The sequence below is a fragment of the Saccharothrix sabaoui genome, assembly GCF_051756985.1.
GTDB lineage: Bacteria > Actinomycetota > Actinomycetes > Mycobacteriales > Pseudonocardiaceae > Actinosynnema.
The window spans coordinates 1-26,209 of sequence record NZ_JBPKJK010000080.1 but is presented as its reverse complement, the minus strand read 5'-3'; the positions used below and the strand labels follow the sequence as shown (position 1 = coordinate 26,209).

At 74.5% G+C, this 26,209-nt stretch carries 24 protein-coding genes; 8 read left to right on the top strand and 16 right to left on the bottom strand.

All coding sequences use genetic code 11. The features are described 5' to 3' along the window. Window positions 1-37 precede the first annotated feature (37 nt). The 7 genes from ACR807_RS23955 to ACR807_RS23925 all read right to left on the bottom strand — a co-directional run bounded on the left by ACR807_RS23955 (window position 38) and on the right by ACR807_RS23925 (window position 7,671). A complete protein-coding gene (locus ACR807_RS23955; RefSeq protein ID WP_438923633.1) occupies window positions 38-664 on the bottom strand; it encodes an SRPBCC family protein in 627 nt (208 codons plus the stop codon). Next, a complete protein-coding gene (locus ACR807_RS23950; protein ID WP_438923632.1) occupies window positions 661-1,515 on the bottom strand; it encodes an FAD binding domain-containing protein in 855 nt (284 codons plus the stop codon). Before ACR807_RS23950 ends, ACR807_RS23955 begins: the two co-directional genes overlap by 4 nt. Continuing rightward, window positions 1,512-3,920, bottom strand: coding sequence for a xanthine dehydrogenase family protein molybdopterin-binding subunit (locus ACR807_RS23945; RefSeq protein ID WP_438923649.1), 2,409 nt, complete (start codon window positions 3,918-3,920; stop codon window positions 1,512-1,514). Before ACR807_RS23945 ends, ACR807_RS23950 begins: the two co-directional genes overlap by 4 nt. 77 nt (window positions 3,921-3,997) lie before the next feature. Next, complete coding sequence (locus ACR807_RS23940) at window positions 3,998-4,465, bottom strand: (2Fe-2S)-binding protein (RefSeq protein ID WP_438923631.1); 468 nt, start codon at window positions 4,463-4,465, stop codon at window positions 3,998-4,000. A 59-nt stretch (window positions 4,466-4,524) separates the two neighbouring features. Then, entirely contained in the window at window positions 4,525-5,646 is a 1,122-nt protein-coding gene (locus tag ACR807_RS23935) for an XdhC family protein (protein WP_438923630.1), read from the bottom strand. Continuing rightward, window positions 5,639-6,739, bottom strand: a complete 1,101-nt coding sequence (locus ACR807_RS23930; RefSeq protein ID WP_438923629.1) for a vWA domain-containing protein — start codon at window positions 6,737-6,739, stop codon at window positions 5,639-5,641. Before ACR807_RS23930 ends, ACR807_RS23935 begins: the two co-directional genes overlap by 8 nt. Continuing rightward, window positions 6,736-7,671, bottom strand: coding sequence for an AAA family ATPase (locus ACR807_RS23925; RefSeq protein WP_438923648.1), 936 nt, complete (start codon window positions 7,669-7,671; stop codon window positions 6,736-6,738). The genes ACR807_RS23930 and ACR807_RS23925 overlap by 4 nt, the downstream gene beginning before the upstream one ends. Before the next feature lie 154 nt (window positions 7,672-7,825). On the opposite strand from ACR807_RS23925, the gene ACR807_RS23920 reads away from it, so the two are divergent. Beyond that, entirely contained in the window at window positions 7,826-8,074 is a 249-nt protein-coding gene (locus tag ACR807_RS23920) for a PspC domain-containing protein (RefSeq protein ID WP_438923628.1), read from the top strand. Here ACR807_RS23920 and ACR807_RS23915 read toward each other — a convergent pair. From ACR807_RS23915 to ACR807_RS23895, 5 genes are all read right to left on the bottom strand, one after another. Beyond that, window positions 8,071-9,426 (bottom strand): beta-N-acetylhexosaminidase, encoded by a 1,356-nt coding sequence (locus ACR807_RS23915; protein ID WP_438923627.1) that lies wholly within the window; start codon window positions 9,424-9,426, stop codon window positions 8,071-8,073. The two genes, ACR807_RS23920 and ACR807_RS23915, sit on opposite strands and share 4 nt — an antisense overlap. Next, on the bottom strand, window positions 9,423-10,265 hold the full coding sequence (locus ACR807_RS23910) for a carbohydrate ABC transporter permease (protein WP_438923626.1): 843 nt from the start codon (window positions 10,263-10,265) through the stop codon (window positions 9,423-9,425). Before ACR807_RS23910 ends, ACR807_RS23915 begins: the two co-directional genes overlap by 4 nt. Continuing rightward, the gene (locus ACR807_RS23905; protein WP_438923625.1) at window positions 10,262-11,170 is read right to left on the bottom strand and encodes a carbohydrate ABC transporter permease; all 909 of its coding nucleotides are present in this window, start codon (window positions 11,168-11,170) and stop codon (window positions 10,262-10,264) included. The genes ACR807_RS23910 and ACR807_RS23905 overlap by 4 nt, the downstream gene beginning before the upstream one ends. Further along, window positions 11,167-12,444 (bottom strand): extracellular solute-binding protein, encoded by a 1,278-nt coding sequence (locus ACR807_RS23900; RefSeq protein WP_438923624.1) that lies wholly within the window; start codon window positions 12,442-12,444, stop codon window positions 11,167-11,169. Before ACR807_RS23900 ends, ACR807_RS23905 begins: the two co-directional genes overlap by 4 nt. 93 nt (window positions 12,445-12,537) lie before the next feature. Beyond that, window positions 12,538-13,191 carry a copper homeostasis protein CutC gene (locus ACR807_RS23895; protein ID WP_438923623.1) on the bottom strand — a complete coding sequence of 218 codons (654 nt, stop codon included), beginning with the start codon at window positions 13,189-13,191 and terminating at the stop codon, window positions 12,538-12,540. Between the two features lie 166 nt (window positions 13,192-13,357). On the opposite strand from ACR807_RS23895, the gene ACR807_RS23890 reads away from it, so the two are divergent. The 4 genes from ACR807_RS23890 (at window position 13,358) to ACR807_RS23875 (ending at window position 17,924) form a co-directional block, all read left to right on the top strand. Continuing rightward, window positions 13,358-13,522: a hypothetical protein gene (locus ACR807_RS23890; RefSeq protein WP_438923622.1), complete on the top strand. Its 165-nt coding sequence runs from the start codon at window positions 13,358-13,360 to the stop codon at window positions 13,520-13,522. 178 nt (window positions 13,523-13,700) lie between these two features. After that, on the top strand, window positions 13,701-14,306 hold the full coding sequence (locus ACR807_RS23885; RefSeq protein ID WP_438923647.1) for an RNA polymerase sigma factor: 606 nt from the start codon (window positions 13,701-13,703) through the stop codon (window positions 14,304-14,306). Window positions 14,307-14,365: 59 nt separating this feature from the next. Next, window positions 14,366-14,788, top strand: a complete 423-nt coding sequence (locus ACR807_RS23880) for a carboxypeptidase regulatory-like domain-containing protein (RefSeq protein WP_438923646.1) — start codon at window positions 14,366-14,368, stop codon at window positions 14,786-14,788. Between the two features lie 316 nt (window positions 14,789-15,104). Beyond that, window positions 15,105-17,924, top strand: coding sequence for a CHAT domain-containing protein (locus tag ACR807_RS23875; protein ID WP_438923621.1), 2,820 nt, complete (start codon window positions 15,105-15,107; stop codon window positions 17,922-17,924). Between the two features lie 978 nt (window positions 17,925-18,902). Here ACR807_RS23875 and groL read toward each other — a convergent pair. The 4 genes from groL to ACR807_RS23855 all read right to left on the bottom strand — a co-directional run bounded on the left by groL (window position 18,903) and on the right by ACR807_RS23855 (window position 23,092). Then, window positions 18,903-20,525, bottom strand: a complete 1,623-nt coding sequence (gene groL / locus ACR807_RS23870) for a chaperonin GroEL (protein ID WP_438923620.1) — start codon at window positions 20,523-20,525, stop codon at window positions 18,903-18,905. Between the two features lie 215 nt (window positions 20,526-20,740). Further along, window positions 20,741-22,036 (bottom strand): serine/threonine-protein kinase, encoded by a 1,296-nt coding sequence (locus tag ACR807_RS23865; protein ID WP_438923619.1) that lies wholly within the window; start codon window positions 22,034-22,036, stop codon window positions 20,741-20,743. 124 nt (window positions 22,037-22,160) lie between these two features. Further along, window positions 22,161-22,367 (bottom strand): cold-shock protein, encoded by a 207-nt coding sequence (locus ACR807_RS23860; RefSeq protein ID WP_033443686.1) that lies wholly within the window; start codon window positions 22,365-22,367, stop codon window positions 22,161-22,163. An 80-nt stretch (window positions 22,368-22,447) separates the two neighbouring features. Continuing rightward, on the bottom strand, window positions 22,448-23,092 hold the full coding sequence (locus ACR807_RS23855; RefSeq protein WP_438923645.1) for an AIM24 family protein: 645 nt from the start codon (window positions 23,090-23,092) through the stop codon (window positions 22,448-22,450). 54 nt (window positions 23,093-23,146) lie between these two features. Here ACR807_RS23855 and moeA point away from each other — a divergent pair, with 54 nt between their 5' ends. The 3 genes from moeA to pssA form a co-directional block, all read left to right on the top strand. After that, on the top strand, window positions 23,147-24,361 hold the full coding sequence (gene moeA, locus ACR807_RS23850) for a molybdopterin molybdotransferase MoeA (RefSeq protein ID WP_438923618.1): 1,215 nt from the start codon (window positions 23,147-23,149) through the stop codon (window positions 24,359-24,361). Window positions 24,362-24,536: 175 nt separating this feature from the next. Further along, window positions 24,537-25,250 carry a phosphatidylserine decarboxylase gene (locus ACR807_RS23845; protein ID WP_438923617.1) on the top strand — a complete coding sequence of 238 codons (714 nt, stop codon included), beginning with the start codon at window positions 24,537-24,539 and terminating at the stop codon, window positions 25,248-25,250. A gap of 4 nt (window positions 25,251-25,254) precedes the next feature. Beyond that, window positions 25,255-26,209 (top strand): CDP-diacylglycerol--serine O-phosphatidyltransferase (pssA, locus tag ACR807_RS23840; protein ID WP_438923616.1); only part of this gene is annotated, 955 nt, incomplete at its 3' end.

The window sequence follows — 26,209 nt, the reverse complement described above, 5'->3', positions numbered from 1 at the left end:
GCGGCCAGCCCGAGGGCCAGCCGCCCGCCGCGCGCGTTCAGCTGCGCCGCCGGCGCACGGCGCGGACCAGCAGCACCAGCACCGCCAGGCCGGCGGCCACCGGCAGCACCCGCCGGAGGGCGGGCGCGCCCCCGGTGTCGAGCAGGTCGAGCGGCTCGTCCGGGACGGCGTGCAGCCTCGGCCGGGCGGTTGCCTCTGGAGCGGTCACGCCCTCAGCTTCCGCCGGCGCGAGCCGCGCCGCCAGGCGTTCGGCGAACTCGGCGACGACCTTGCCCGCGACCTCGCCGATCAGACCGCGCCCGAACTGCGCGGGACGGCCGGTGACGCGCACCTCGGTGACCACGGACACGTCGGTGCCGTCGCCGGCGGCGGTGAGCGCCACGGACACCGTGGCGGACGCGGTGCCGTTGCCCCGGCTGTCCTTGCCGGCGGCGGTCAGCACGGCGGTGCGCGCCGCCTCGTCGACGGACGTGAACTCGCCGGTCCCCCGGTAGAGCAGGCTCACCGGGCCCAGCTTGACCTTGACGGTGCCGGTGAACGAGGGCCCGTCGACGCCGGTGAGGGTCGCGCCCGGCATGCACGGCGCGACCGCCTCCGGGTCGAGCAGCACCGCCCACACGGCCGGCACGGGCGCGGGGGCGGTGAACCGGTGCTCCAGCCTCACGCGCCCACCGCCGCGGTGACGGCCCGCCCGGTGAGCACGCGGGCGAGGTGCGCGCGGTACTCGGCGTCGGCGTCGGCGTCCGTCGCCGGGGAGGTGCCCTCGCCGGCGCGGGCCGCCGCCGCGGCGATCACCTCGGCCGTCGCGGGCCGCCCGACCAGCGCCTCCTCCACGCCGTGCGCCCGCACCGGGGTGGGGCCCATGTTGGTCAGGCCGACGCGGGCCCCGGTGATGCCGCCGTCCTCGACCCGCACCGCGGCGGCGACCCCGGCGATCGACCACGCCTGGGCGACCCGGGTGAACTTCTCGTAGCGCGCGCCCCAGCCGGTCAGCTTCGGGACGCGCACGTGGGTGAGCAGCTCGTCGGGGGCGAGGTCGGTGGTGAAGCGGTCGACGAAGAACCGCGCCGCGGGCACCTCGCGGGTCCCGCCCGGACCGACGCACACCAGCACCGCGTCCAGCGCGAGGACGGGCGCGGGCAGGTCGCCCGCCGGGTCGGCGTGGGCGAGCGAGCCGCCGACCGTGCCGCGGTGGCGCACCTGCGGGTCGGCGACGGTGCCGACGACGAGCCGCAGCAGCCCGGCGTGCGCGCGCACCAGCGGGTCCCGGTGCAGGTCGTGCTGGGTGGTCATGGCCCCGACGAGCAGCGAGTCGCCCTCGTCGCGGACGCCGGACAGCCCGGTCAGCCGGGACAGGTCGACCACGAGGGTCGGCGCGGCGAGCCGCATCCGCAGCACCGGGACCAGGCTCTGCCCGCCCGCCATCACCTTGGCGTCCTCGCCGCCCTCGGCGAGGGCCCGCACGGCCTCCTCGACCGTGGTGGGCGCGACGTAGTCGAACGCGGCCGGGATCACGCGCCGCCCCCCGTCGTGGTGATCGAGCCCAGGCCGCCGCCGGGGCCGGGCGTGGTGGGCGGGTCGGTGGACGCGCCCCGGATCGCCTTCCACACCCGCATCGGGGTGCACGGCATCCCCACGTCGGTGACGCCCAGGTGCCGCACGGCGTCCACGACCGCGTTGACCACGGCCGGGGTGGACGCGATGGTGCCCGCCTCGCCGACGCCCTTCACGCCCAGCGGGTTGGTCGCGGCGGGCGTCTCGGTGCGGTCGGTGGTGAAGTGCGGCAGGTCCACCGCGGACGGCAGCAGGTAGTCGGCGAGGGTGGCCGTGGTGAGGGTGCCGTGCTCGTCGTGCACGGCCTCCTCGAACAGGGCCTGCGCGATGCCCTGCGCCAGGCCGCCGTGCACCTGGCCCTCCACGATCAGCGGGTTCACCACCGTGCCGACGTCGTCGACGCACACGTACGAGCGGATCGCCACCGCGCCGGTCTCCGTGTCGACCTCGACCGCGCACAGGTGCGTGCCGTGCGGGTAGGAGAAGTTCTCCGGGTCGAACGTGGCCTCGGCGTCGAGCCCGGGTTCCACGCCGTCGGGCAGGTCGTGGGCGACGTGCGCGGCGACCACCACGTCCCCGAACGCCATCGTGGTGGACGTGCCGCGCACGGCGAACGCGCCGGCGGCGAACTCGACGTCGTCCTCGCCGACCTCCATCAGGTGCGCGGCGATCGCGCGGGCCTTGGCGAGCACCTTGTCCGCGGCCAGCGCGACCGCCGCGCCGCCGACGGCCACCGAGCGGGACCCGTAGCTGTCCATGCCGCGGTGCGCGACGCGGGTGTCGCCGTGCAGCACCTCGACGTCCTCGAACGGCACGCCGAGCCGGTCGGCGACGATCTGGCTCCACGCCGTGACGTGCCCCTGGCCGTGCGGGGAGGTGCCGGTGACCAGCTCGACCTTGCCGGTGGGCAGCACGCGCACGGCCGCGTGCTCCCAGCCGCCCGCCGCGTACCGCAGGGCGCCCAGCACGCGGGACGGGGCGAGCCCGCACATCTCGGTGTAGGTGGAGATGCCGATGCCCAGCTGCACGGGGTCGCCGGCGGCGCGGCGGCCGGCCTGCTCGGCGCGCAGCCCGTCGTAGTCGAACAGCTCGACGGCGCGGTCGGTGGCGGCCTCGTAGTCCCCGGTGTCGTAGGTGAGCCCCGCGACGGTGGTGAACGGGAACTCCTCGCGCCCGATCCAGTTCTGCCGCCGCAGCTCCAGCGGGTCGCGGCCGAGCTCGGCGGCCAGCTCGTCCATCAGCCGCTCGATCGCGAACGTCGCCTCGGGCCGGCCCGCGCCGCGGTAGGCGTCCGTGGGCACCTTGTTCGTGAACACGTTCGCGCAGGTGAACCGGTAGGCGGGGAACTTGTAGATGGCGTTGAACATGAACGCGCCGAGGATCGGCACGCCCGAGCTGATCAGCCGCAGGTAGGCGCCCATGTCGGCGAGCAGGTCCACGTCGAGCCCGGTGACGGTGCCGTCGCGGCGGGCGGTGAGGGTGAGCCGCTGCACCTGGTCGCGGCCGTGGTGGCCGGAGAGCATCGACTCGGTGCGGGTCTCGGTCCACTTCACCGGCTTGCCGAGCCGGCGGGCGACGAGCAGGGTCAGCACCTCCTCGGGCGTGACCTGGAGCTTGCCGCCGAACCCACCGCCGACGTCCGGCGCGATGACCCGGATCGTGTGCTCCGGGATGCCGAGCACGGCCGACAGCATCCACCGCAGGACGTGCGGGACCTGCGTGGACGACCACAGGGTGACGCCGTCGGGCGAGGGGTCGACCACGACCGAGCGGGGTTCCATGAACGCGGGGATGAGCCGCTGCTGGCGGAACGTGCGGCGCACGACCACCTCGGCGTCGGCGACCGCCCGGTCGACGTCGCCGCCGGTGCCCGCCTCGGCGGAGTCGAACACCCAGGTGGCGCTGGTGTTGGTGCCCAGGTCGGGGTGCACGAGGTCGGCGCCGTCCTCGACGGCGCGGGTGATGTCGAGGACCACGGGCAGCTCGTCGTAGTCGACGTCGACGGCGGCCAGCGCGTCGTGCGCCTCGGCCGCGGAGCGCGCCACGACCAGCGCGACGGCCTCGCCCGCGAAGTTCACCTCGTCCACCGCGAGGGCCGGCGCGGGCGGGGCCTTCATGTCCTCGGTGATCGGCCAGGCGCACGGCAGGCTGCCCTGCTCGTCGGCGAGGTCGCGGCCGGTGAGGACGGCGAGCACGCCGGGCATCCGGGTGGCCCCGCCGACGTCGACCGACGTGATGCGGGCGTGCGCGACGGGGCTGCGCAGCACGGCCAGGTGCAGCATGCCGGGGAGCTGGAGGTTGTCGGTCCACCGGGTGGCGCCGGTGATGAGCCGGGCGTCCTCCTTGCGCAGGCGGGCCCTGCCGATCTCGGGTCCGGCGCCCGAGGGGCCGGCGTCCGGGGGTCCGGCATCCGGGGACCCGGCGGGGGCGTCGGCGGGGGCCGTCACGCGGCACCGCCGGCGCGGGCGGCGGCGCGCACGGCGCGCACGATGTTCTGGTAGCCGGTGCAGCGGCAGAGGTTGCCCTCCAGGCCGTGCCGCACCTCGTCCTCGTCGGGGTCGGGGTTGTCCGCGAGCAGGTCGATGGCCTGCATGATCATGCCGGGGGTGCAGAACCCGCACTGGAGGGCGTGGTTCTCGTGGAACGCGCGCTGCACGGGGTGCAGTTGCCCGTCCCGGGCCAGGCCCTCGACGGTGGTGACCTCGTGGCCGTCGGCCTGCACGGCGAGGACGGAGCAGGACTTCACGCTGCGCCCGTCGAGGTGGACGGTGCAGGCCCCGCAGTTGCCCGTGTCGCAGCCGACGACGGTGCCGGTCCGGCCGAGCCGTTCGCGCAGGTGGTGGACCAGCAACGTTCTCGGTTCGACCTCGTCGGTGTAGGCCACGCCGTCGACGGTGACGGTGATCCGCATGAACCCTCCAGGTCCGGTTGTGGTGGGGGTCACGTCCGAGCCTGCTCTTGGTTGTCGGGTCAAACAACCCCCGGTTCCCGGTGGATGGCGCCGGCGGTCCGCGCCAGGCGCTCCCCTCCCCCGCCCCAGCGCAGCGCGATGATCTCGGCGGCGATCGACACGGCGGTCTCCTCGGGGGTCCGCGCGCCCAGGTCCAGGCCGATGGGCGAGGACAGCCGGGCCAGCTCGTCCTCGGTGACGCCCGCCTCGCGCAGCCGCCGCAGCCGGTCGTCGTGCGTGCGGCGGGACCCCATCGCGCCGACGTAGCCGAGGTCGAGCCGCAGGGCGACCTCCAGCAGCGGCACGTCGAACTTCGGGTCGTGGGTGAGCACGGCGACGACCGTGCGGCCGTCGAGCGCGCCCGCGTCGGCCTGCCCGGCGAGGTAGCGGTGCGGCCAGTCCACGACGACCTCGTCGGCTTCGGGGAACCGGCCGGCCGTCGCGAACACCGGGCGCGCGTCGCACACCGTGACGCGGTAGCCGAGGAACGCGCCGAGCCGCGCCACGGCGGCGGCGAAGTCGATGGCGCCGAACACCAGCATCCTGGGCGGTGGTTCGAAGGAGTTCACGAACACCGCCATGCCCTCGCCGCGCCGCTGCCCGTCCGGCCCGTAGCGCAGGGTGCCGCTGCGGCCGGCGGCGAGCAGGCCGCGCGCGTCGTCGGCGACGGCGTCGCGGGCCCGGTCGGACGGGACGTCGCCGGACACGCGGTCGGGCCACACGACGAGCCTGCGCCCGACCCACTCGGGGTGCTCGACGACCGTGGCGACGGCCACCGGTTCCCCGGCGCGCACGGTCGCCAGCACCTCGGGCAGCTCCGGGAACGTCGCCGCGGACACCGGCTCCACGTACACGTCGATGATCCCGCCGCAGGTCAGGCCCACGGCGAACGCGTCGTCGTCGCTCACCCCGTACCGCTGGAGCACGGGCGCGCCACCGGCCACGACCTCCCGCGCCAGCTCGTAGACCGCGCCCTCGACGCAGCCGCCGGACACGCTGCCGACGACCTCGCCGCCGGCGCCGACGAGCATCGCCGCGCCCGGCGGCCGGGGGGCGGAGCTGAACGCGGCGACGACCGTCCCGACGCCGACGGTCTCCCCGGCGTCGACGCGACGGGCCAGTTCGGCGAGCACATCACGCACGTCGGACCTCCTCCAGCAGGGCGTGCAGGGTGTCGAGGCTGTGACCGGCGAGGAGCCGGTCCAGGTGCGGCAGGGCGGCGGCGATGCCGGACTGCACGGGCAGGTAGCCGTCGTGGCCGGCGTGCGGGTTGACCCACAGCACCCGGTGGGCCAGCCGGGCGAGCCGCGCCACCTGCTCGGCGAGCAGGGCGGGGTCGCCGCGCTCCCAGCCGTCGGAGCAGATCACGACGACCGCGCCGCGCGCCGCGCCCCGCTGCCCCCACCGGTCGAGGAACGCCTTCAGGGCCTCGCCGAGCCGCGTGCCGCCCCCGGAGTCGGGCACGGCGCGGGCCGCCGCGGTCAGCGCCGCCTCGGGGTCGCGGTGCCGCAGCTGCCGGGTGACGCGGGTGAGCCGGGTGCCGAGCGTGCACACCTCGGCGGGCACGGCGCGGGCGACGACGTGCGCGAACCGCAGCAGCGCGCCGGCGTAGGGCTTCATGGACCCGGACACGTCGACCAGCAGCACGACCCGGCGCGGGCGGGTGGCGCGGCGCCGGTGCGCGGGCACCACCTCCCCGGTCGCGACGAGCCGGCGCAGCACCCGGGCGGGGTCGAGCTCGCCGCGCCGCGCGGGCCGCGCCCGGGACGAGCGCCGCCGGGGCGGCACGGGCCGCAGCGCCGCCACGAGCAGCGCGAGGTGCTCGCGCTCGGCGGGGCTCATCGCGGCGATGTCCTTGTGCCGCAGGGTTTCCGCGTCGCTCGCCGCGACCCGCAGCGGGGGCGCGCCCCCGGCGCGGTCGGCGCAGGTCCCGAGCGCGGCGAGGTGCGAGGTCCGGCGCGCCGGCGGCCGGGGACGCGGGCGGGGGAGGGCGTCGCCGAACCAGGCGGCGAACGCGGCGTCGTAGCGCGGCAGGTCGTCCGGCCCGGAGCACAGCGCGAGCCGCCCGGCCCAGTACACGTCCGCGCCGCGCGTGACGTCGAGGTGGTCGAGCGCGGCGACGAACGCCCGCACCCGGTCCGGCCCGCACGGCACCCCGGCGTGCCGCAGCGCGTGCGCGAACCCCGCGAACCCGGTCGGCGCGTCGGTCCCGCTCTGCGCGTCGGCCCCGGTCATCCCGCGACCGCGTCCCCGGTCACCAGGTCGAGGACGCCGGCGGCCAGGACGCGCCGGGTGTCCTCCCGGTACTTCAGGACGGCGCCGAGGGTCGCGGCGGCGGTGTCGGTGTCGAGGTCGGTGCGGCCCAGGGCGAGCAGGGCGCGGGCCCAGTCGAGGGATTCGGCGACGCCGGGCGGCTTGAGCAGGTCGAGGTCGCGCAGGGCGCGCACGGCGGTGGCGACCCGGGTGGCGAGGCGCTCCGTCGCGCCGGGCAGGGCGCGGCGCAGGATGGCGACCTCGCGGGCCAGGTCGGGGTGCTCCAGCCAGTGGTAGAGGCAGCGGCGCTTGAGGGCGTCGTGCACGTCGCGGGTGCGGTTGGAGGTGAGCACGACCAGCGGCGGGGTGGCGGCGGCGACGCGGCCCAGTTCGGGGATGGTCACGGCGTTCTCGCCGAGCACCTCCAGCAGGAGCGCCTCGAACTCGTCGTCGGCGCGGTCCACCTCGTCGACGAGCAGCACGCACGGCGCCTGTTCGAGGGCGCGCAGCAGCGGCCGGGCGAGCAGGAAGCGGCGGGTGTGCAGGGAGGCCCCGGCGGCCTCGGCGTCGACCGGCCCGGCGGCTTCGAGGGTCCGCAGGTGCAGGAGCTGGCGCGGGAAGTCCCAGTCGTAGAGGGCCTGGGCGGCGTCGATGCCCTCGTGGCACTGGAGCCGGATCAGCGGCAGGCCGAGCGCGTCGGCCAGCGCCACCGCCAGGAACGTCTTGCCGGTGCCCGGCTCGCCCTCGCAGAACAGGGGGCGGCGCATCCGCAGGGCCAGGAAGGCGGCGGTGGCGATCCCCTCGTCCGGCAGGTAGCCGGCGCGGTCGAGCGCGGCGGCCAGCTCGCCCGGCGTCGCGGGCTCCGGCGGCGGGGGCCCCGACTGCACGGGCTCCGGCGGCGGGGCGGGTTCCACTGGCGTCACACCTCCGAGGGTAGGCGGCGGAGGCGCCCCGGCGCCCGGACGAGCGGGGGCCGGGGACCCCGGGGCCAGGTCGTGGTTCAACCCCGAGGCGGAACCGGGGAGCGTCCCCGATGTGCCGGGACGCCCGGCCGGGCAGGCTTGGGCCATGACGACGAACGACGTGCTGAACCAGGCGACGGACACCCTGAACCAGGCCACCGACAAGGTCAAGAAGCTCCGCCGCAGCCGGGGCGACCGCATGGTCGCGGGCGTGTGCGGCGGCCTCGCGAAGCTCCTCGGCGTCGACGCGGCGCTGCTGCGCATCCTGCTGGTCGCCGCGACCCTCTTCGGGTTCGGCGCGGGCGCGGTCCTCTACCTCGCCGCCTGGGTGCTGGTGCCCGAAGAGACGGTCTAGCGGGGGAACCCGGGCACGCCCGGGAGGGTCTGCCACGGCCGGGGGCCGTCGAGGGGGCGGTACTCGACGCCGAGGGCGTCGAGCCTCGGCAGGTGGTGCCCGGCGAGCCTGGCCCGGAACTCGGCGTGGTCGCGGGGACCGGCGGGGCTCCACGCGACCTCGGCGAACGCGGCGAGCCGGGGGAAGGCCGCGTAGTCGAGGCGCCGCGGCGAGTCGAGGTGCTCGGTCCACAGGTTCGCCTGCACGCCCAGCACCCGGTCGGCCGCGGCGGGCTCGTACCGGTGGACGTCCTCCAGGGTCGTCACCGTGCCGACCGGGACGGGCTCGTCGGGGTGGTCGGACTGCCGGTAGTCGAGGTAGAGGTGCTCCTCGGGGCACAGGACGACGTCGTGCCCGCGGTCGAGGGCGCGCAGGCCCGGTTCCTCGCCCCGCCACGACGCGACGACGGTCGACGCGGGCAGGGGGCCCGCGTCGAGCACCTCGTCCCAGCCGAACGGCCGCCGCCCGCGCGCCGCGAGGTGCTGCGCGACCCGCCGCACGAACCGCCCGTCGCCGCCCTCGGCCTCGTCGCCGCCGAGGCCCACGACCTCGCTGGGGAACACGTCCAGCAGCTCGTCGAACACGTCCCGGTAGAAGTCCACCGCGGCCTCGTCGGCCTTGAGGACGTTCGGGTTGACCCCCCAGTCCGTCCACACGCCGCCGCCGGCGGTGCCCAGCTCGGGGTAGGCGGCGATCGCGGCCTGGCTGTGGCCGGGCACGTCGATCTCGGGCACCACGGTGACGTGCCGGGCCGCCGCGTAGGCGACGAGTTCGCGCAGGTCGTCCTGGGTGTAGTAGCCGCCGTGGGGCCGGCCGGTCATCCCGCCGGAGCGCCGGTCGCCGGACCGCGAGTCGGGCCGCCAGCCGCCGACCTCGTGCAGCCGGGGGTGGCGGCGGGACTCGAACCGCCAGCCCTGGTCGTCGGTGAGGTGCAGGTGCAGCACGTTCAGCTTGTGCGCGGCGAGCAGGTCCACGTAGCGCAGCAGGTCGTGCTTGGGCAGGAAGTGCCGCGCCACGTCGATCAGCACCCCGCGCCACGCGAACCGCGGGTGGTCGACCACGGAGCACACCGGCAGCCGCACCACGCCGGGCGGCACGGCCCGGAACGCGGCGGGCCCGCTGAGCTGCCGCAGCGTCTGCCGGGCGTAGAACTCGCCCGCGTCGTCGGACGCCAGCACGCGCACCCCGTCGGGCGAGACGGACAGCCGGTAGCCCTCGGCGGGCCCGTCGACGCGCTCGACCTGGAACGCCCCGTCGAAGTCGACCTCGCCGTCACCGGCGTCGAACAGGACGGGCCTGGGCAACAGGATCACTTGACCGCTCCCGCGAGTCCGGCGACGAGCCGCCGTTGGACGAGGACGAAGAAGACCAGCACCGGGATCGTCATCAGCGTCGATCCTGCCATGATCGCGCCCCAGTCGTTCTGGTCCGGTTTGACGAACACCTGCAGCGCCAGCGGCAGGGTCTGGTTCTCGGCCGCCGAGATGATGAACGTCTTGGCGAACAGGAAGTCGTTCCAGGCGTGGATGAACGACAGCACGCTGGTCGCCACCAGGCCGGGCGCGACGAGCGGGAACAGCACCTGCCACAGGAACCGGAAGCGGGACGCGCCGTCGAGGGTCGCGGCCTCCTCCAGCTCGACGGGCACGGCGGCGACGAACCCGCGCAGCATCCAGATCGCGAACGGCAGGCTGAACGCCAGGTGCACCAGCACCAGCGACCCGAGGTGGTTGAGGCCGAACGCGGGCGCGACGTCCCGCACGGACCGCATGACGAAGAACAGCGGGATGGTCAGCGCCTCCACCGGCACCATCTGCACGACCAGCAGCATCACCAGCATCGTGGTGCGGCCGCGGAACCGGAACCGGGTCAGCGCGGTGGCCGCCAGGAACGAGACGAACAGGCTCAGCACCACCACCGCGCCCGCCACGACGAGGCTGTTGAGCAGGTAGCGGCCGAAGCTCTGCACGGTGAGCGCCCGCACGAAGCTGTCCAGCGTCGGCAGGAGCGTCCACGGCCGCGGGTCGGTCGAGACGACCTCGGCCTCGGGCTTCAGCGCGGTCAGCAGCATCCAGTACAGCGGGAACGCCACCACGCCCGCCACGACGACGGTGGCGGTCTCGGCGATCCCGCGCGAGATCCGGCGGTTCACAGCGCCTCACCCCCGCGCCGCAGCGCCCGCAGGTACCCGACCGTGACGAGCAGCAGGATCAGCGTCGTCACCACGCCGATCGCCGCGCCCAGCCCGTACTCGGAGGCGGCGAACGCCTGCTGGTAGGCGTAGACGTTGAGCACGAGGTTGCGCCCGGCGATGCCGCCGCCGTTGGTCATGACGTAGACCTGCGTGAACACCTTGAAGTCCCAGATGACCGACTGGATGGTGACGACGACGAGCAGCGGCCTGAGCAGCGGCAGGATCACGTCCGTCGCGGTCCGCAGGGTGGACGCGCCGTCGAGCGCGGCGGCCTCCAGCACCTCGCCGGGGATGGCCTTGATCCCCGCGTAGAGGGTGACCATGACGAACGGGAACGAGCACCAGACGACCTGCGCGGCGACGAGCCCGAACGCGGTCCACTTGTCGTAGGTCCAGGAGAACCCGGTGGTGCCCAGCACCTCGTTGACGAAGCCGAAGTTCGCGTCGAACAGGAACAGCCAGATCGTGGACCCGGCGACGGCGGGCGTGGACCAGGCGCCGAGCGCGGCCAGGAACAGCGTGGTGCGCGCCCACGTGCGGACCCTGGTGGCCAGCACCGCGAGGGCGGCGCCGACCAGCAGGGTCCCGAGCACGCACACCGCCGCGAAGCCGACGGTCTGCCCGAGCACGGACCAGAACCGCGCGTCCCCGAGCAGGGTCGCGTAGTTGCCCAGGCCCAGGAAGGTCAGCGGCGCGCCGCCGCTGACCTGCTCCTGGCCGTAGTCGAACAGGGAGATCAGCACGAGCTGGTACACCGGGTAGCCCATGAGGCCGACGAGCACCAGCAGCGCGGGGGCGAGGTAGGCGAACGCGACCCGCCCGTCCCCCTTCCCGACCCCGGGGGTCTTCGCCGGCGCCGTCACGAGCCGAACGCGGCGTTCATCTCGTCGGCCGCCGCCTTCGCCGCGGTGTCGACGTCCTCGCCGCCGGCGGCGACCTCCTGGAGCAGGTTCGGCAGCACGGCCTGCGCGTCGACCTTGGCCCAGTCGGGGGTGACGGGCACGAACCTGGTGCCGGACTCCAGCGTCTCGATGAACGGCTCCAGCACCGGGTTGGCCTTCGCGACCTCGGCCTGCACGTCGCCGAACGTGGGCAGGTTGCCCATGGCGTCGAACATCTTGCGCTGGTAGGTCTTGCCGCCGAGGAGCCTGGTGAACTCCTGGGCGAGGGTCCGGCGCTGCGAGCCCTTGAGGACGCCGAGCAGGTTGCCGCCCGCGAACGCCGGCGCGATGGTGCCCGCGGTCCTGCCGGGCACCGGGACGACGGCGTACTTGCCGGCGGCGGTGGAGGCGTCGACGGACCGGCGGTTGAAGTCGCCGCCGATGACCATGGCGGCCTTGCCGGCGCGGAACGCCTCGACGCTGGCGTCGCCGCCGTTGGCGGCGCACTGGGCGGGCGGGCAGATGTCGTCGGCGATCAGCTCGGTGTACTGCCGCAGGCCGGCCTTCGACTCGGCGCTGTCGATGGTGGAGACGTACCCGGCGCCGTCCTTCTTCGCGATGTCGCCGCCGTTGGCCCACACGAACGGCATGGCGCCGTAGGTGTACTTGCCGCCGGCGGAGATGCCGAGCAGGTCGGGCTTGGCGGCGCGGATCGCGCGGGCGGTCGTGGCGATCGCGTCGAGCGTCGCCGGCGGCTGGAGGCCCAGCTCCTGGAAGACGTCGGTGCGGTAGTAGAGGGCGCGCACGCCGACGTACCAGGGGACGCCGTAGACCTTGCCGTCGACCTTGCCCGTGTCCAGGACGGCGGGCAGCAGGTCGCCGGCCTCGTCCCACGTCGAGAGGTCCAGCTCGGCGAACCCGCCGCCCGCCACGTAGCCCGCGAGGTCGGTGTTGCCGAACTCGGCGACGTCGGGCGCGCTCGCCGGGTCGCTGAACGCGGCCTTGAACCGCTCGGCGCGGGTCTGGACCTGGATGTACTGCACGTCCACGGTGACGCCCTCGTGGGCCCGCTGGAACTCGGCGACGGCCTCCGCGACGACCGCCTCCTTCGGTCCCCGGTTGACCTCGTCGAACAGCCAGACCCTCAGCTGCCCGGTCCGCTCGTCCGCGCCGGCGGGCGCCGGGCCGGACTGGACCGGGGCGCACCCGGCCAGCACGGCGGCGCCCACCGCGACTGCCGCCACTACGAACCGCATCCTCGCCACCTCTTCCCGAGCTGCGTTGCGTCCTGCGCAACGACTATTTCAAGGGGAGCAACGCGGATGCTAATGTCCTGATCGGCAAGCGGTCTAGACCAGATTCGCCCAGGTCCGGACGGCGTCGGCGGACAGCGGGGCGTCCCACCCGCGTGGGCGCACGGCGCTCCCGACGTGGAACCCGGTCACGCCGAGGGCCTTGAGCGGGGCCACCTGCTCCGCCTTCAGCCCGCCGCCGACGAGCAGCCGCACCGCGCCCCGCCGGGCGGCGAGCCGTTCCAGGACGGGCAGGCCGTCCGCCACGCCGCGCGGGCTGCCGGCGGCGAGCACCGTGTCGCAGCCGAGCCCGGCGACGACGTCCCACTCGCCCTCGGGGTCGGCGGAGTTGTCCAGCGCCCGGTGGAACGTCCACGCGCAGCCCCCCACCTCGGCCAGCACGGCGCGCACGGCGTCCGCGTCGACCCGGCCGGAGGCGTCGAGGAAACCGAGCACGAACTCCGACGCGCCCGCCTCGCGCAGCGCCGCCGCGTCCCGCCGCAGCCGGTCGGGGTCGCCGGGCGCGAACCCGACGGCGTCGCGCAGCATGACGCGCACCGGCAGGTCGGTCGCCGCGGCGACCTCCCGGTACACGGCGACCGGCGGCGTGAGGCCGTCCGAGGCCATGTCGACGGTCAGTTCGAGGCGGTCCGCGCCGCCGGCCTGCGCGGCCTCGGCGTCGGCGGCGTGCAGTGCGATGACTTCCAACATGGTCTGGACCATAACGAGCGGCCGGTCGCGCCGGAACGCCCACGACGGACCCCCGTCACCCGGTCGGCTGATCTGTGAACTGTGAACCGGCAGCCGTGTATCCACCGTAGAACTACTCACTCCTTATCTGATGACCGACCTCAACCCCGACTGAGGAGGCCCGCGCATGACCGCCAACCCGCCTGGCGTCGACGAGCTCGACCCCGTTGACGAGCTGGAGCTCGACCCGTCGGCACCGTCCGACGAGACCGGCACCCCGGACGACCCGAAGTCGCCCGAGCTGCCCGAACCGCCGCCGCCCTCTCCCGAGGGCCATCACCAAACGCACTGAGGACGCTGGGGGAAGGGCGGCGGTCGGTCGGCTTCGAGGGGTGTCGACCGGCTGCCGCCCGGCTGGGGAACGGCGGTCCGCGGTGCGAGGGGGGCACCGCGGACCGCCCGCCGCGGGCACACCGCCCGTGTGTGACGATCAGCTCCGGCTGGGGGAAGTCGAGGAGGAGGTGACGACGTTGGGAGAACTGCGCACGGCGGGTGAGCGCCCACCGTGGGAGGGGCTCGACGGAACCGACCGGCACGCCGCCTGCGTCGTCGCCGCGCGGGACGGCGACCGCAGGGCGCTGGACGTGCTCGTCGCGGACCTGACACCGCTCGTGTGGCACGTCGCGCGGGGGCACGGGCTGGACCGCAGCACCGCCGAGGACGTGGTGCAGACGGTGTGGCTCGCGCTGCTGCGCCACCTCGACCGACTGGTCGAACCGCGCGCGCTGGCCGGGTGGCTCGTCGTGACGACGCGCCGCGAGGCCCAGCGCACCTGGACGCCCGCCCACCGCGAAGCCGCGCTGAGCGACGAGCTGGCGGACCACCTGGAGAGCGAGCACGGCCTGCCCGAGGACGCCGCCCTGGTCGACGACCGGGACCACCGGCTGTGGCGGGCCTTCGGCCGTTTGTCGCAGAAGTGCCAGGAACTCCTGCGACTCACCGTGCTGGCCGGGCGGGCCGAGTACCGCGCGGTCGCCGAAGCACTGTCCATGCCACGCGGCAGCATCGGGCCCACCAGGGGCCGGTGCCTGACGATGCTGCGCACACATCTCGACGCGGAAGGAGGATCGCGGTGAACGACATCGACCCGCGCGATGACCGCAGAGGCCAAGAGGACACCGCAGTCCTCACTGAGCTGAACCGCCTGGTGTACGAGTTGGACGCGCCCCCACCGGGGCTCGTCGAACGCATCCAGTTCGCGGTCGCCCTGGAGAACCTGGACGTCGAGGTCGCCCGCTGGGAACGCGCGGGCTCGCTGGCCGGCGTGCGCGGCGGGAACCCGGGCACGATCACGTTCACGGTGGACAACCTGACCCTGATGGTGAACTTCACCTCGACCGGCGCGCACCACCGCATCGACGGCTGGCTCGTGCCCGCGGGTGAGCACACCGTGGAGGTCCGGGTCGCCGAGCACCGGTCCAGCACGACCAAGGCCGACGACGGTGGCCGGTTCGTGCTCTCGGACGTGCCGGCGGGCACCACGCAGATCGTGGTCCACCTGGTCAACTCCCGGGGCGAACCCGGTCGGACGGTCGTGACCCCCACCATCATGTTGTAACCGGCCCGCCGCGGCGGGCGCGTCGCGCGCCTTGCTCGGCGCGCTCGGCGCGCTCGGCGCGCTCGGCGCGCTCGGCCTGCGAGGGACGCTCACAGCGGGTCGCCGGCGGTGCACTCACGGAGAGTGACCCGTTCGGCTCAGCCATTCCCTCCACAAGACGGCTCCTCGGGCACGTTCTGTGTGCTGGCATTAGGGCGTGTCCGTGTCCCGTGCCGTCGTACCGGCACCCAGCCCCGCCCACAGTGGTCTTGATCTTGCCGTTGAGCTGCGCAAACAGGCTTACCGCGCGGCATCGGCCGGTCGTCCCGCGGACGCGGTGAGACTCCTGCGGCGCGCGCTGGGCGCACTGCCCGTCACCCCGGCCAGCCCGGAGGCGACCACGGTGCGCATCCGGATACTGATCACGCTGTCCTACGGCGAGGCCGAGACCGGGTCGGTCGAGAACGGCCTCGCGCACCTCGGGACGGCGAACGACCTGATCGCCGCCCTGCCCGAGGGGCCGGAGGCGGTCTCGCTGCGCGCCATCGCCAAGGACCAGCAGGCCCTGATCCTGCACCGGGCGGGCCGCACCGCCGAGGCCATCGCGCTCTACGACCAGTCCGTGCGCGAACTGGAGGACGGCCTGGCCGCCGGCGCGGTCGACACGGCGACGCTGTCGGCGGCCCTGATGAACCGCGGCCTGACGAACATCGCGTTCGGGCTGCCCGAGGCCGCCGAGCGCGACATCCGGCGCACCATCGAGCTGGCCGAGGCCGAGGACCTGCCGCTGATGCGCGCCAAGGCGTACGGCAACCTCGGCGACATCGCCCAGATGACCGGCGACGCGCCCCGGTCGCTGCACCACCACGAGCAGGCCGAACGGGCGTTCCGCGTGCTGGCGCCGGACCTGGTCGCGAGGACCCGCATCGACCGGGCGCGCGTGATGCTCGCGGCGGGCCTGGCCGACGAGGCCGCCAAGCACCTCGACGACGCCCTGGTCGTCCTGCGCCGCCGCCGGGTGGGGCAGGACCTGGCGGAAGCCGAGCTGACCCGCGCCGCCGCCGCCCTGCTCCAGGGTGACTGGGCGACCGCGCAGGACCTGGCGGGCCAGGCACAACGCCGCTTCCGGCGGCGCGGCAGCACGTCGTGGGCGGAGCTGGCGGCGTTGATGAAGATGCGCGCCGAGTTCGCCGCCGTCCCCTCCCCCTCTCCCGCGCCTGCGCCTGCGCCTGCTCCTACTTCCGCTTCCGCTTCCGCTTCCGCTGAGGTGATGCTGCCGCCGGTGGAGGGCTTCTTCCTCACCACCGACCGACGCCCGACCGCCGGACCGCCGAGGACGGGCACGACGGCGTCCGCGCGCCTGCCGATCGCCGTCTCGGTCTCCGCCTCGGCGAACCCCCGCCCCGCCCCCCGGGCCGGCTCTCCCTCTGACTCCCCTGCCGCTCCCCCCGCCGGGTCCCCCTCCAGCTCCCCCGCCGACTCCCCCTCCAGCTCTCCCTCCAGCTCTCCCCCTGGCCCTTCCGCCCGGTCCCGCACGGCGCCCCCGGCGCGCACGGCACCCTCGGCGCGCACGGCGACCCCGGCCCGCGCGGCGAAGCTGGCCGCACGCCTCCAAGCCGTCGGCCTGACCGACGAGGCGGCCGTGGCGACGCTGCTCGCGGTCCGGATGGCGATCCGCCGCGGTGACCTGGCCGGGGCCCGCGGGCTGCTGGACCGGGTGCCCGCGCCCACCCCCATCACCCCCGTGGACCACCGGATGCTGCGCCGCCTGTGCCGGGCCGAGCTGGCCGTCGCGACCGGCGCGGTCGACGACGCCCTGCGCGAGGCCGAGGAGGGCCTGGCCGAACTGGGCCGGGTGCGCGACCGGATGGGCGGCCTCGACCTGCTGTGCGGCACCGCCGTGCACGGCCGCGAACTGGGCGAGCTGGCCGTCGGCCTCGTCCTGGACCGGGACGGCGACGCCGGGGTGGCGTTCGACTGGCTGGAGCGCACCCGCGCCCAGGTTTACCGCTACGAGCCGCTGCCGGCGATCGACGACCCGGTGCTCGCGCGGCGCGTCGCCGAGTCGCGCAGCCTGTCCCGCGCCGTGCAGCAGGCCCGCCTCGACGGGCGTCCCGCCGACGAGCTGGAGGCCCGCCTCGACGTCCTCCAGAACGAGGTCGCGCGCCTGGGCTGGCACACCAGCGTGTGGGGGCGGCCCCGGCCCGTCCGCCGGGTCGGCGACGTGGTGCCGCACCTGGGCGACCGGACCGTGGTCAGCTTCGTCGCCCGCGACGACGTCCTGTCCGCCGTCGTGCTGTCCCGGGACGGCGCGACCCTGGTCCGCCTGGGGCGGGCCGGTGAGGCGTTCGAGCTGAGCAGGCAGCTGCACGCCGACCTCGACGTGCTGGCCCCCGACCACCTGCCCGAGGTGCTGGCCGCCGCGATCACCGAGTCGGCGGCCCGGCGTGCCGCACGCTTGGACGAGGTGCTCATCGCGCCGCTGGGCCCCCACCTGGGCGCGGGCGAACTGGTGGTCGTCCCGACCGGCGAGCTGTACGCGGTGCCGTGGAACGCCCTGCCGTCCCTGCACAACCGGCCCGTGGTGGTCGCCCCCTCGGCGACGGCGTGGCTGAACGCGGCGTCCGCCGCCCCGCGCGCCACGCGGGTCGTCCTGGTCGGCGGACCGGACCTGCCGGAGGCGGTGGGCGAGGTGAGCGACCTGCGCGGGGCCTACCCCGACGCGGTGGTGGTCGACGCGGTGTCGGACGTGCTGGAGGCGTTGGACGGGGCGCGCCTGGCGCACATCGCCGCGCACGGCGAGCACGTGGCCGACAACGCCCTCTTCTCCCGCTTGGAGCTGGCCGACGGGCCGCTGTTCGCCCACGAGACGGCCAGGCTGCGCAGGGCGCCCGAGCAGGTGGTGCTGGCGGCGTGCTCGCTGGCGCTGAGCCGCATCAGGCCGGGCGACGAGGCCCTGGGTTTCGCCGGCGCGCTGCTGGCCAGCGGGTCGCGGACCGTGGTCGCCGCCGTCAGCAAGGTGGGCGACCGGGCCGCGTCCCGGACGATGGCGATGTTCCACAAGCTGCTGGCCGAGGGCAAGCCGCCCTCGCACGCCCTGGCGGAGGCAACCGCCGCCGACCCCCTACGCCGCCCGTTCGTGTGCTTCGGCGCCTGAGGCCCCCACCCCACCCCTACCCCGCCACACCAATCGCCCCCTCGTTCAACAATCCCACAATCCACCACGCCACCCAAGCGGCCCGAAGACCGAAACCCGCCCCACCTCGGGGGCGCAGAAGGGCGACCGGCATAGGCCGGCGGCTCGACGTCCCGGGCGGACAGGCAGACACGGCGCGGACAGGCGCAGCAAGCGCGGCAGGCGCGGGCACAGGCAGGCGACGCGGACAGGCGCGGGTGGGCGGCGCAGGCGGGCCGGTACGGCGCGGGCGGGCCGGTACGGCGCGGGCGGGCCGGTAGCGCGGACAGGCGGCGCAGGCGGGCGCGGCGCGAGTGGGCGGCGCGGGCAGACGCGGCACGGAGAGGCGGCGCGGGCAGACGCGGCGCGAATGGGCGGCGCAGGCGGGGCGCGGCGCGGACAGGCAGGCGGGCAGGCGACGCGGCACCTCGGGCGGGCGGTGCGCTGGGGCGCTGGAGCGCTGGGGCGCTGGGGCGCTGGAGCGCTGGAGCGCTGGAGCGCTGGAGCGCTGGAGCGCTGGAGCGCTGGAGCGCTGGAGCGCTGGAGCGCTGGAGGCAGCGTGATGGTCGGTGCGGGCTGGGGTGGCGGCCCTTGGGGAGCGGGGTGAATGGGGCGGGGTGAGTGGCGGGGGTCAGCGGGGCGGGGTGGGTGAGTGGGTTAAGGGTCAGTGGGTGAGTGGGCCGGGTCGGGGGTTTGGGCTCGTGGCGTTCTCGGGACTGGTGGCGGGTCGGGGCGCTGCATTGTCCAACCGATGGCCGTAACAGCGTTTCCGTACATTATCGACGCCTGGTTCACCCAATCGTGTCAGCCCTTTTGTCGAAAGCGCTGGTCACCGCATTCGACACCCGATGCGCAAAACACACCACCCGCCGTTATTCCACCTCACGAATACCGGAGGGCCCGGTCCGCGTGAAGCGAACCGGGCCCTCCGGGAGGGACCTCACCTGATCGGAGAACCGATCAGAAGTCCATGCCGCCGGCGTCCGGGACGGCCGGGGCGGAGCCCGCCTTCTCCGGCTTGTCGGCGACGACCGCCTCGGTGGTGAGGAACAGGGCGGCGATCGACGCGGCGTTCTGCAGCGCCGAACGGGTCACCTTGGTCGGGTCCGGGACACCGGCCGCGAGCAGGTCCTCGTACACGCCGGTGGCGGCGTTGAGGCCGTGACCCACGGGGAGGCCCTTGACCTTCTCCACCACGACGCCGCCTTCGAGGCCGGCGTTCACGGCGATCTGCTTCAGCGGCGCCTCGACGGCGACCTTGACGATGTTGGCACCGGTGGCCTCGTCGCCCTCGAGCTTCAGGCCCGCGAACGCGATCTCGGCGGCCTGGAGCAGGGCCACGCCACCACCGGCGACGATGCCCTCCTCGACGGCGGCCTTGGCGTTGCGCACCGCGTCCTCGATGCGGTGCTTGCGCTCCTTCAGCTCCACCTCGGTGGCGGCGCCGGCCTTGATGACCGCGACACCGCCGGCGAGCTTCGCCAGGCGCTCCTGCAGCTTCTCGCGGTCGTAGTCGGAGTCCGACTTCTCGATCTCGGCGCGGATCTGGTTGACGCGGCCCTGGATCTGCTCGGCGTCACCCGCACCCTCGACGACGGTGGTCTCGTCCTTGGTCACGACGACCTTGCGGGCCTTGCCCAGCAGCGACAGGTCGGCGTTCTCCAGCTTGAGGCCGACGTCCTCCGTGATGACCTGGCCACCGGTGAGGATGGCGATGTCCTGGAGGATCGCCTTGCGGCGGTCGCCGAAGCCCGGGGCCTTGACGGCGACGGACTTGAAGGTGCCGCGGATCTTGTTGACGACCAGCGTGGCCAGGGCCTCGCCCTCGACGTCCTCGGAGATGATCAGCAGCGGCTTGCCGCCCTGCATGACCTTCTCCAGCAGGGGGAGCAGGTCCTTGACCGTGGAGATCTTGGAGCCGTAGAGCAGGATGTACGGGTCCTCGAGGACCGCTTCCTGCCGCTCCGGGTCGGTCACGAAGTAACCGGAGATGTAGCCCTTGTCGAAGCGCATGCCCTCGGTGAGCTCGAGCTCGAGACCGAGAGCGTTGCTCTCCTCGACGGTGATGACGCCTTCCTTGCCGACCTTGTCCATCGCCTCGGCGATGAGCTCGCCGATGGTGGTGTCGCCCGCGGAGATGGACGCCGTGGCGGCGATCTGCTCCTTGGTCTCGACCTCCCTGGCGGTCTTGTGCAGCTGCTCGATGACGGCCTCGACGGCCTGCTCGATGCCGCGCTTGAGGCCGAGCGGGTTGGCGCCGGCGGCCACGTTGCGCAGGCCCTCGCGGACCAGGGCCTGGGCCAGCACGGTGGCGGTGGTGGTGCCGTCACCCGCGACGTCGTCGGTCTTCTTCGCCACTTCCTTGACGAGCTCGGCCCCGATCTTCTCCCAGGGGTCCTCGAGCTCGATCTCCTTGGCGATGGAGACGCCGTCGTTGGTGATGGTCGGCGCGCCCCACTTCTTCTCGAGCACGACGTTGCGGCCCTTGGGGCCGAGCGTCACCTTGACGGCGTCGGCGAGCTGGTTCATGCCACGCTCAAGGCCGCGGCGGGCATCCTCGTCGAACGCGATCATCTTGGCCATTGCGGTGTGTTCCTCCGCCTGATTACGAATGGGGCCACTGCAGGCGCGAGCCCACAGCGGAACACGGTGCTTCGGCCAGGCGCGGTGCCCGCGACGGACGACCTGCCCCCGTGGGGGCGGGCCTCACCAGTCCCAGCCTGCGTGTTGGCACTCAGGTGTTCCGAGTGCCAGTACCGTGTTTAGCACTCGACGCAGGAGAGTGCAAGAAGTGCAGCTCAGCGGGACGACCGAACGGGCACGCTGGTGGGCAGCGGCTTGCTGCCCGAGGTGCCCCCGACGTCGATGGACTGGGTGGTGCCGGTCTGGTCGACCGGTCGCGGCGGTTCATCCTTCGGGGTGAGGATGAACACGAGGACGACGATCGCCGCGATCGCGACGACGCCCGCGACGACGGGCGCGAACCAGGCGGGCCGGGACTTGCCGGTGGTGGTGAACGCGGACGCGCCGACCTGCGCGGGCGGGCGCAGCCGGACGGGGTCCTGGAGGAACCCGGGCTGCTGCTGTTGCTGCTGGTAGGGCTGCTGCTGCGGCGACGGCCGGTAGGGCTGGTGCTGCTGGGCGGGCACGCCGCCTTGAGGACCGGCCCCCTGGGGCCCGGACGACTGGTGACCGGGCACCGGGGAGCCGAGCGCGGGCATCGAGCCGGAGTCGGTGCGGCGCGGCGGCGGGGCGCCCTGGGGCGCGGCGGACAGCGCGGTGCGGGCGGCGTTGACCAGCTCCACGCACGAGGCGTAGCGCTGCGACGGGTCCTTGGAGGTCGCCTTGCGCAGCACGTCGTCGATGGCCGGCGGCAGGGACACCAGGGCGGTCAACGACGGCGTCTCGGACGCGAGGTGGCCCTGGATGACGTCCTGCACACCCCCCTGGTACGGCGGCCGGCCGGACAGGCAGGCGAACAGCATGCACGCGAGCGCGTACTGGTCGGTGCGCCCGTCGAGGGGTTCGCCGCGCAGGTGCTCGGGCGCGGCGTAGGTGGGCGAGCCGAGGAAGTCGCCGGTGCGGGTGCGGTGCCCGGTGGCGCCGCGCCGGGTGAGGCCGAAGTCGGCGAGGTACACGTGCTCGCGCGACGCCTCCTTGGCCGTGACCAGCACGTTCGCCGGTTTCACGTCGAGGTGGACGAGGCCCTTGCCGTGCAGCATGTCGAGCGCTTCGGCGACCTGGCCGAGCAGCGTGAGCGTCCGCGCGGGCGAGAGGGGGCCGTCCTTGATGAGCGCGGCGAGGTCCTGCCCGTCGACCAGGCGCATCGCGATGTAGAGCAGCCCGTCGACCTCGTCGAAGTCGTAGAGCGGCACGATGTTGGCGTGGTCGATGGCCGAGGTGTTGCGGGCCTCGTCGACGAACCGCTCGCGGAACTCGGCGTCGGCGGTGAGGTGCTCGCCGATGACCTTCAGGGCGACCTTGCGGCCGAGCCTGACGTCCGTGGCCCGGTAGGTGACGCTCATGCCCCCGCGCCCGAGCACGCCGTCGATCCGGTAGTGCCCCAGCCGCCGCCCGCTCAGGTCCTCCGACACGCGAGGCAGCCTAACGTCCCGGCGGCGCGACGTGCGCGGCGTTCCCGTCAAAACCCGTGCGCGGCGTCCCCGGGGCGGTGTGCGGTGAGCGGCCCGACCCGCCGCGAAGCGGGCCGGGCGGGGATCACGGTGCCTTCCGGACGTCCGACGCCTGGCTGCGGCCGTCGCGGCCGGCCTGGATCTCGAACTCCACGCGGTCGCCCTCGGCCAGCGTGCGGAAGCCCTCCATCTGGATCGCCGAGTAGTGGACGAAGACGTCCGGCCCACCGTCGGCGGCGATGAAGCCGTACCCCTTCTCCGAGTTGAACCACTTGACCGTGCCGACAGCCAAGACGTCCTCCTTCGAGAAATACCCTGAGCGAACCGCCACGCTAGAGGCACGAGGGGGTTCGCCGATACCTCCTTATGGAGTCATGAGCGCGCGCTGAATCCGTTGTCGCGCAACCAAGAGACCAGGGAACGCGGACTGCGGGTCCGGGTGAGCACGAGACCGGGTCCCGCGAAGTCCAGGACGAGTCCTTCGCCATTCCGAACGGATTGCGGGGAGTCCGGGGAAACGGCGCGCAACCTGCACTGGACGCTGTCCGCGAAGGCGACGACGTGCCCGGCGGCGAGGGTGACCAGCTCGCCCGCGTCGAGGGTGACGACGTCGAGCGTGCCGTAGCAGGACAGCACGACGGGGCCGGTGCCGAACGCGTAGGCGAGGAAGCCGCTGTCGCCGCCGTGCAGGGCGCGCACGGGCGGCGCGGCCGGGTCGAGGCGGGCGGTGGCGGGGGCGGCGAGCCAGCTGTCGCGGGCGACGCACCAGCCGGTGGTGCCGTCGAGTTCGAGGACGTGGAGGTCGCCGGGCAGCGGCGGGGCGACGTCGACCCAGCCGCCCTCGGGGCCGGCGGTGCACAGGGCGCCGGTCACGCCGGGCGCCTTGACCTTGGTGTCGACGCCGGTGCCGTAGCTGGTGGCGAGGACGGAGGACCGCTCGACGAGCACCGGCTCAGCCGGTGCGAGGACGAGTCTGGCCACCCCGAAGGTGGGGGTGTGGCGCGTCCGGACCTGCAACGTTCCCCCTGTCGTGATCAGCCGGTCGGGGCAGTCTGCCACGCGCGGGGCAGGATGGGGCGCGTGACGAACGCGCTGACCCGAGTCGCTGATCACAAGGCCCGCGTCGCGGACCTCGTGGGCCTGATGCCGGTGGCCGACCTGCCGCTGGCCGACTGCCTGGGCCTGGTGCTGGCCCGGGACGTGGTGGCCGCGATCCCGCTGCCGCCGTTCGACAACTCCGCGATGGACGGGTACGCGGTGCGCGCGGCGGACGTGGCGTCGCCGCCGGTGGTGCTGCCGGTGGAGCGGGACGTCCCGGCGGGACCGGCGGCGGACGTGCCGCTGGCGCCCGGCACGGCGCACCGGATCATGACGGGCGCGCCGCTGCCGACGGGCGCGGACGCCGTGGTGCAGGTGGAGTGGACGGACGGCGGCACGTCGTCGGTGCGGGTGGACCGGGCCGTGGCGGTGGAGCAGAACGTGCGGCGCGCGGCGGACGACGTGGCGGCGGGCGCGACCGTGCTGGTCGCGGGCACGGTGCTGGGGCCGGCGCAGCTGGGGCTGGTGGCGGCGCTGGGGTTCGGGTCGCTGCCGGTGCGCAGGCGGCCCCGGGTGCTGGTGCTGTCGACCGGCTCGGAGCTGGTGGGGCCGGGCGAGGTGCTGGAGCGCGGGCAGATCTTCGAGTCGAACGGCGTGATGCTGGCGGCGGCGGTGCGCGAGGCGGGCGGCGAGGCGGAGCTGCTGCGGTTCGTGCCGGACGACGTGGAGCGGTTCCGCGCGGCGCTGGAGCCGCGGCTCGGGTCGGTGGACCTGCTGCTGACCTCGGGCGGGGTGAGCGCGGGCGCGTACGAGGTGGTGAAGGACGCGTTCACCGGGCACGGGGTCGAGTTCACGAAGGTCGCGATGCAGCCGGGCGGGCCGCAGGGCGCGGGCCGCTACCGGGGCGTGGCGGTGGCGACGCTGCCCGGGAACCCGGTGAGCGCGCAGGTGTCGTTCGAGGTGTTCGTGCGGCCGGCGCTGCGGGCGGCCATGGGGTTCGCGTCGGCGGAGCGGCCGACGGCGACGGGCCGGTTGAGCGCGCCGGTGACGTCGCCGGCGGGGCGCACCCAGTTCCGGCGCGGCCTGTTCGACCCGGCGTCCGGGCGGGTGGTGACGCCGGTGGGCGGGCCGGGGTCGCACCTGCTGTCGGCGCTGGCGATCAGCAACTGCCTGATCGAGGTGCCGGAGGACGTGACGTCACTGGCTGAGGGCGACGAGGTGACCGTCCGACTCCTGTACGGAGAGTAGTGTGACGGTGACGGTCAGGCGTTGATCATCGCCTGTGACCGGACTTACACTCGCGCCGATCCCCGTTCCGCCCGCGCGTGCGTTCGTCGGGGGACGCACGGGCGGGCCGGACGGGGACCGGCCGAGCCGCGTAGCGTGTAACGGGCCGGAAGCACAGCCCTACCACGGAAGAGCCATGACCTCCGATCGCGACCAGAACAGTGGTGCCGTCTCCCACTTCGTCCAGCTCGCCAGGGGGATCGTCCCCCCGATGCACCCCGCGGGCCGCCCCTTCGTGGCGGGTGCCGCCGTCGCGACGCTGCTGCTGCGCCGGTACTCCAAGCGCCTCGGCGTCGCCGGCGCGCTGCTGACCGCGTGGGTGGCGTGGTTCTTCCGCGAGCCCGCGCGCACCACCCCCACCCGCCCCGGCCTCGCGGTCGCGCCCGCCGACGGCACCGTCTCCCACGTCGTCGAGGCCGCGCCGCCCGCCGAACTCGGCCTGGGCAGCGCGCCGATGACCCGCATCAGCGTGTTCCTGTCCGTGTTCGACGTCCACGTGCAGCGCGTCCCCGTGCCCGGCCTCGTGCGGCAGGTGTCGTACCGGCCCGGCAAGTTCCTGTCCGCCGACCTGGACAAGGCCAGCGAGGACAACGAGCGCAACACCGTCTGGCTCACCTCCGAGGGCGGGCACGACGTGGTCGTCGTGCAGATCGCCGGGCTCGTGGCGCGGCGCATCGTGTGCCAGGTCGCCGAGGGCGACAAGGTGACCGCCGGGCAGACCTACGGCCTCATCCGGTTCGGCTCCCGCGTCGACCTCTACGTGCCGCTCGGCAGCCGCGTGCTCGTCGAGGCCGGGCAGCGCACCATCGGCGGCGAGACCGTGCTCGCCGAACTCCCCTCGGAGGGCTGAGCGGATGGCTCCCAGCGGGCCGGGCATCAGGCTGCTGCCGAACGCCATCACGGTCCTCGCGATGAGCGCCGGGCTGTCGTCCGTGCACTTCGCCCTGAGCGGCATGTGGGGCGCGGCCATCGGCGCCATCGCGGCGGCGGCCCTGTTCGACGGGCTCGACGGCCGGCTCGCCCGGCTGCTCGACGCCACCAGCAAGATGGGCGCCGAGCTGGACTCGCTGGCCGACGCCATCTCGTTCGGCGTCGCACCGGCGCTCGTCATCTACATCTGGCAGTTCGAGGGCAGCCGGCAGGGCTGGGTCATCGCGCTCGTGTTCGCGGTGTGCATGGTGCTGCGGCTGGCGCGGTTCAACACCCTGCTGGAGGTCGAGCAGCCGCCGTACGCGAAGGAGTTCTTCGTCGGCGTCCCCGCCCCCGCCGGCGGCCTGCTGCTCCTGCTGCCGCTCATCGTGGACGAGCAGATCGGCCGCTCCGGGTGGTGGTCCAGCGGCCCGGTCGTCGCGGTGTGGACCGTCGCCGTCGCGCTGCTGCTGGTCAGCCGCATCCCGACGCTGTCGGTGAAGACCATCAAGGTCCCGCCCCGCTACGTCGCGCCGCTGCTGGTCCTGGTGAGCCTGCTCGCCGCGGCCGTCATCACGTTCCCGCTGGTGGCGCTCATCGCGGCGATGCTCGTGTACCTCGGGCACCTGCCGTACTCGGTCCGCCGGTACCGGTGGCTGGCGAAGCACCCGGAAGCCTGGTCGGTGCCCGCGGCGGACCGGCGCGCGATCAAGCGCGCCCACGGCGTGGCGGCGCGGCGGCTGGGCCTGCGCCAACCCCTCGGCGGTCGGGTGGCGGGCGCGGCGAGGCGCGCCGTGCGGCGACCGCGCCGGGTGGACCCCACGCAGGTGGCGGCCGAGACGAACGGAGCCGGCCCCCCGGGCAAGAGGCGCGGGTGGCGGCACATGGGGTTGCACCGGC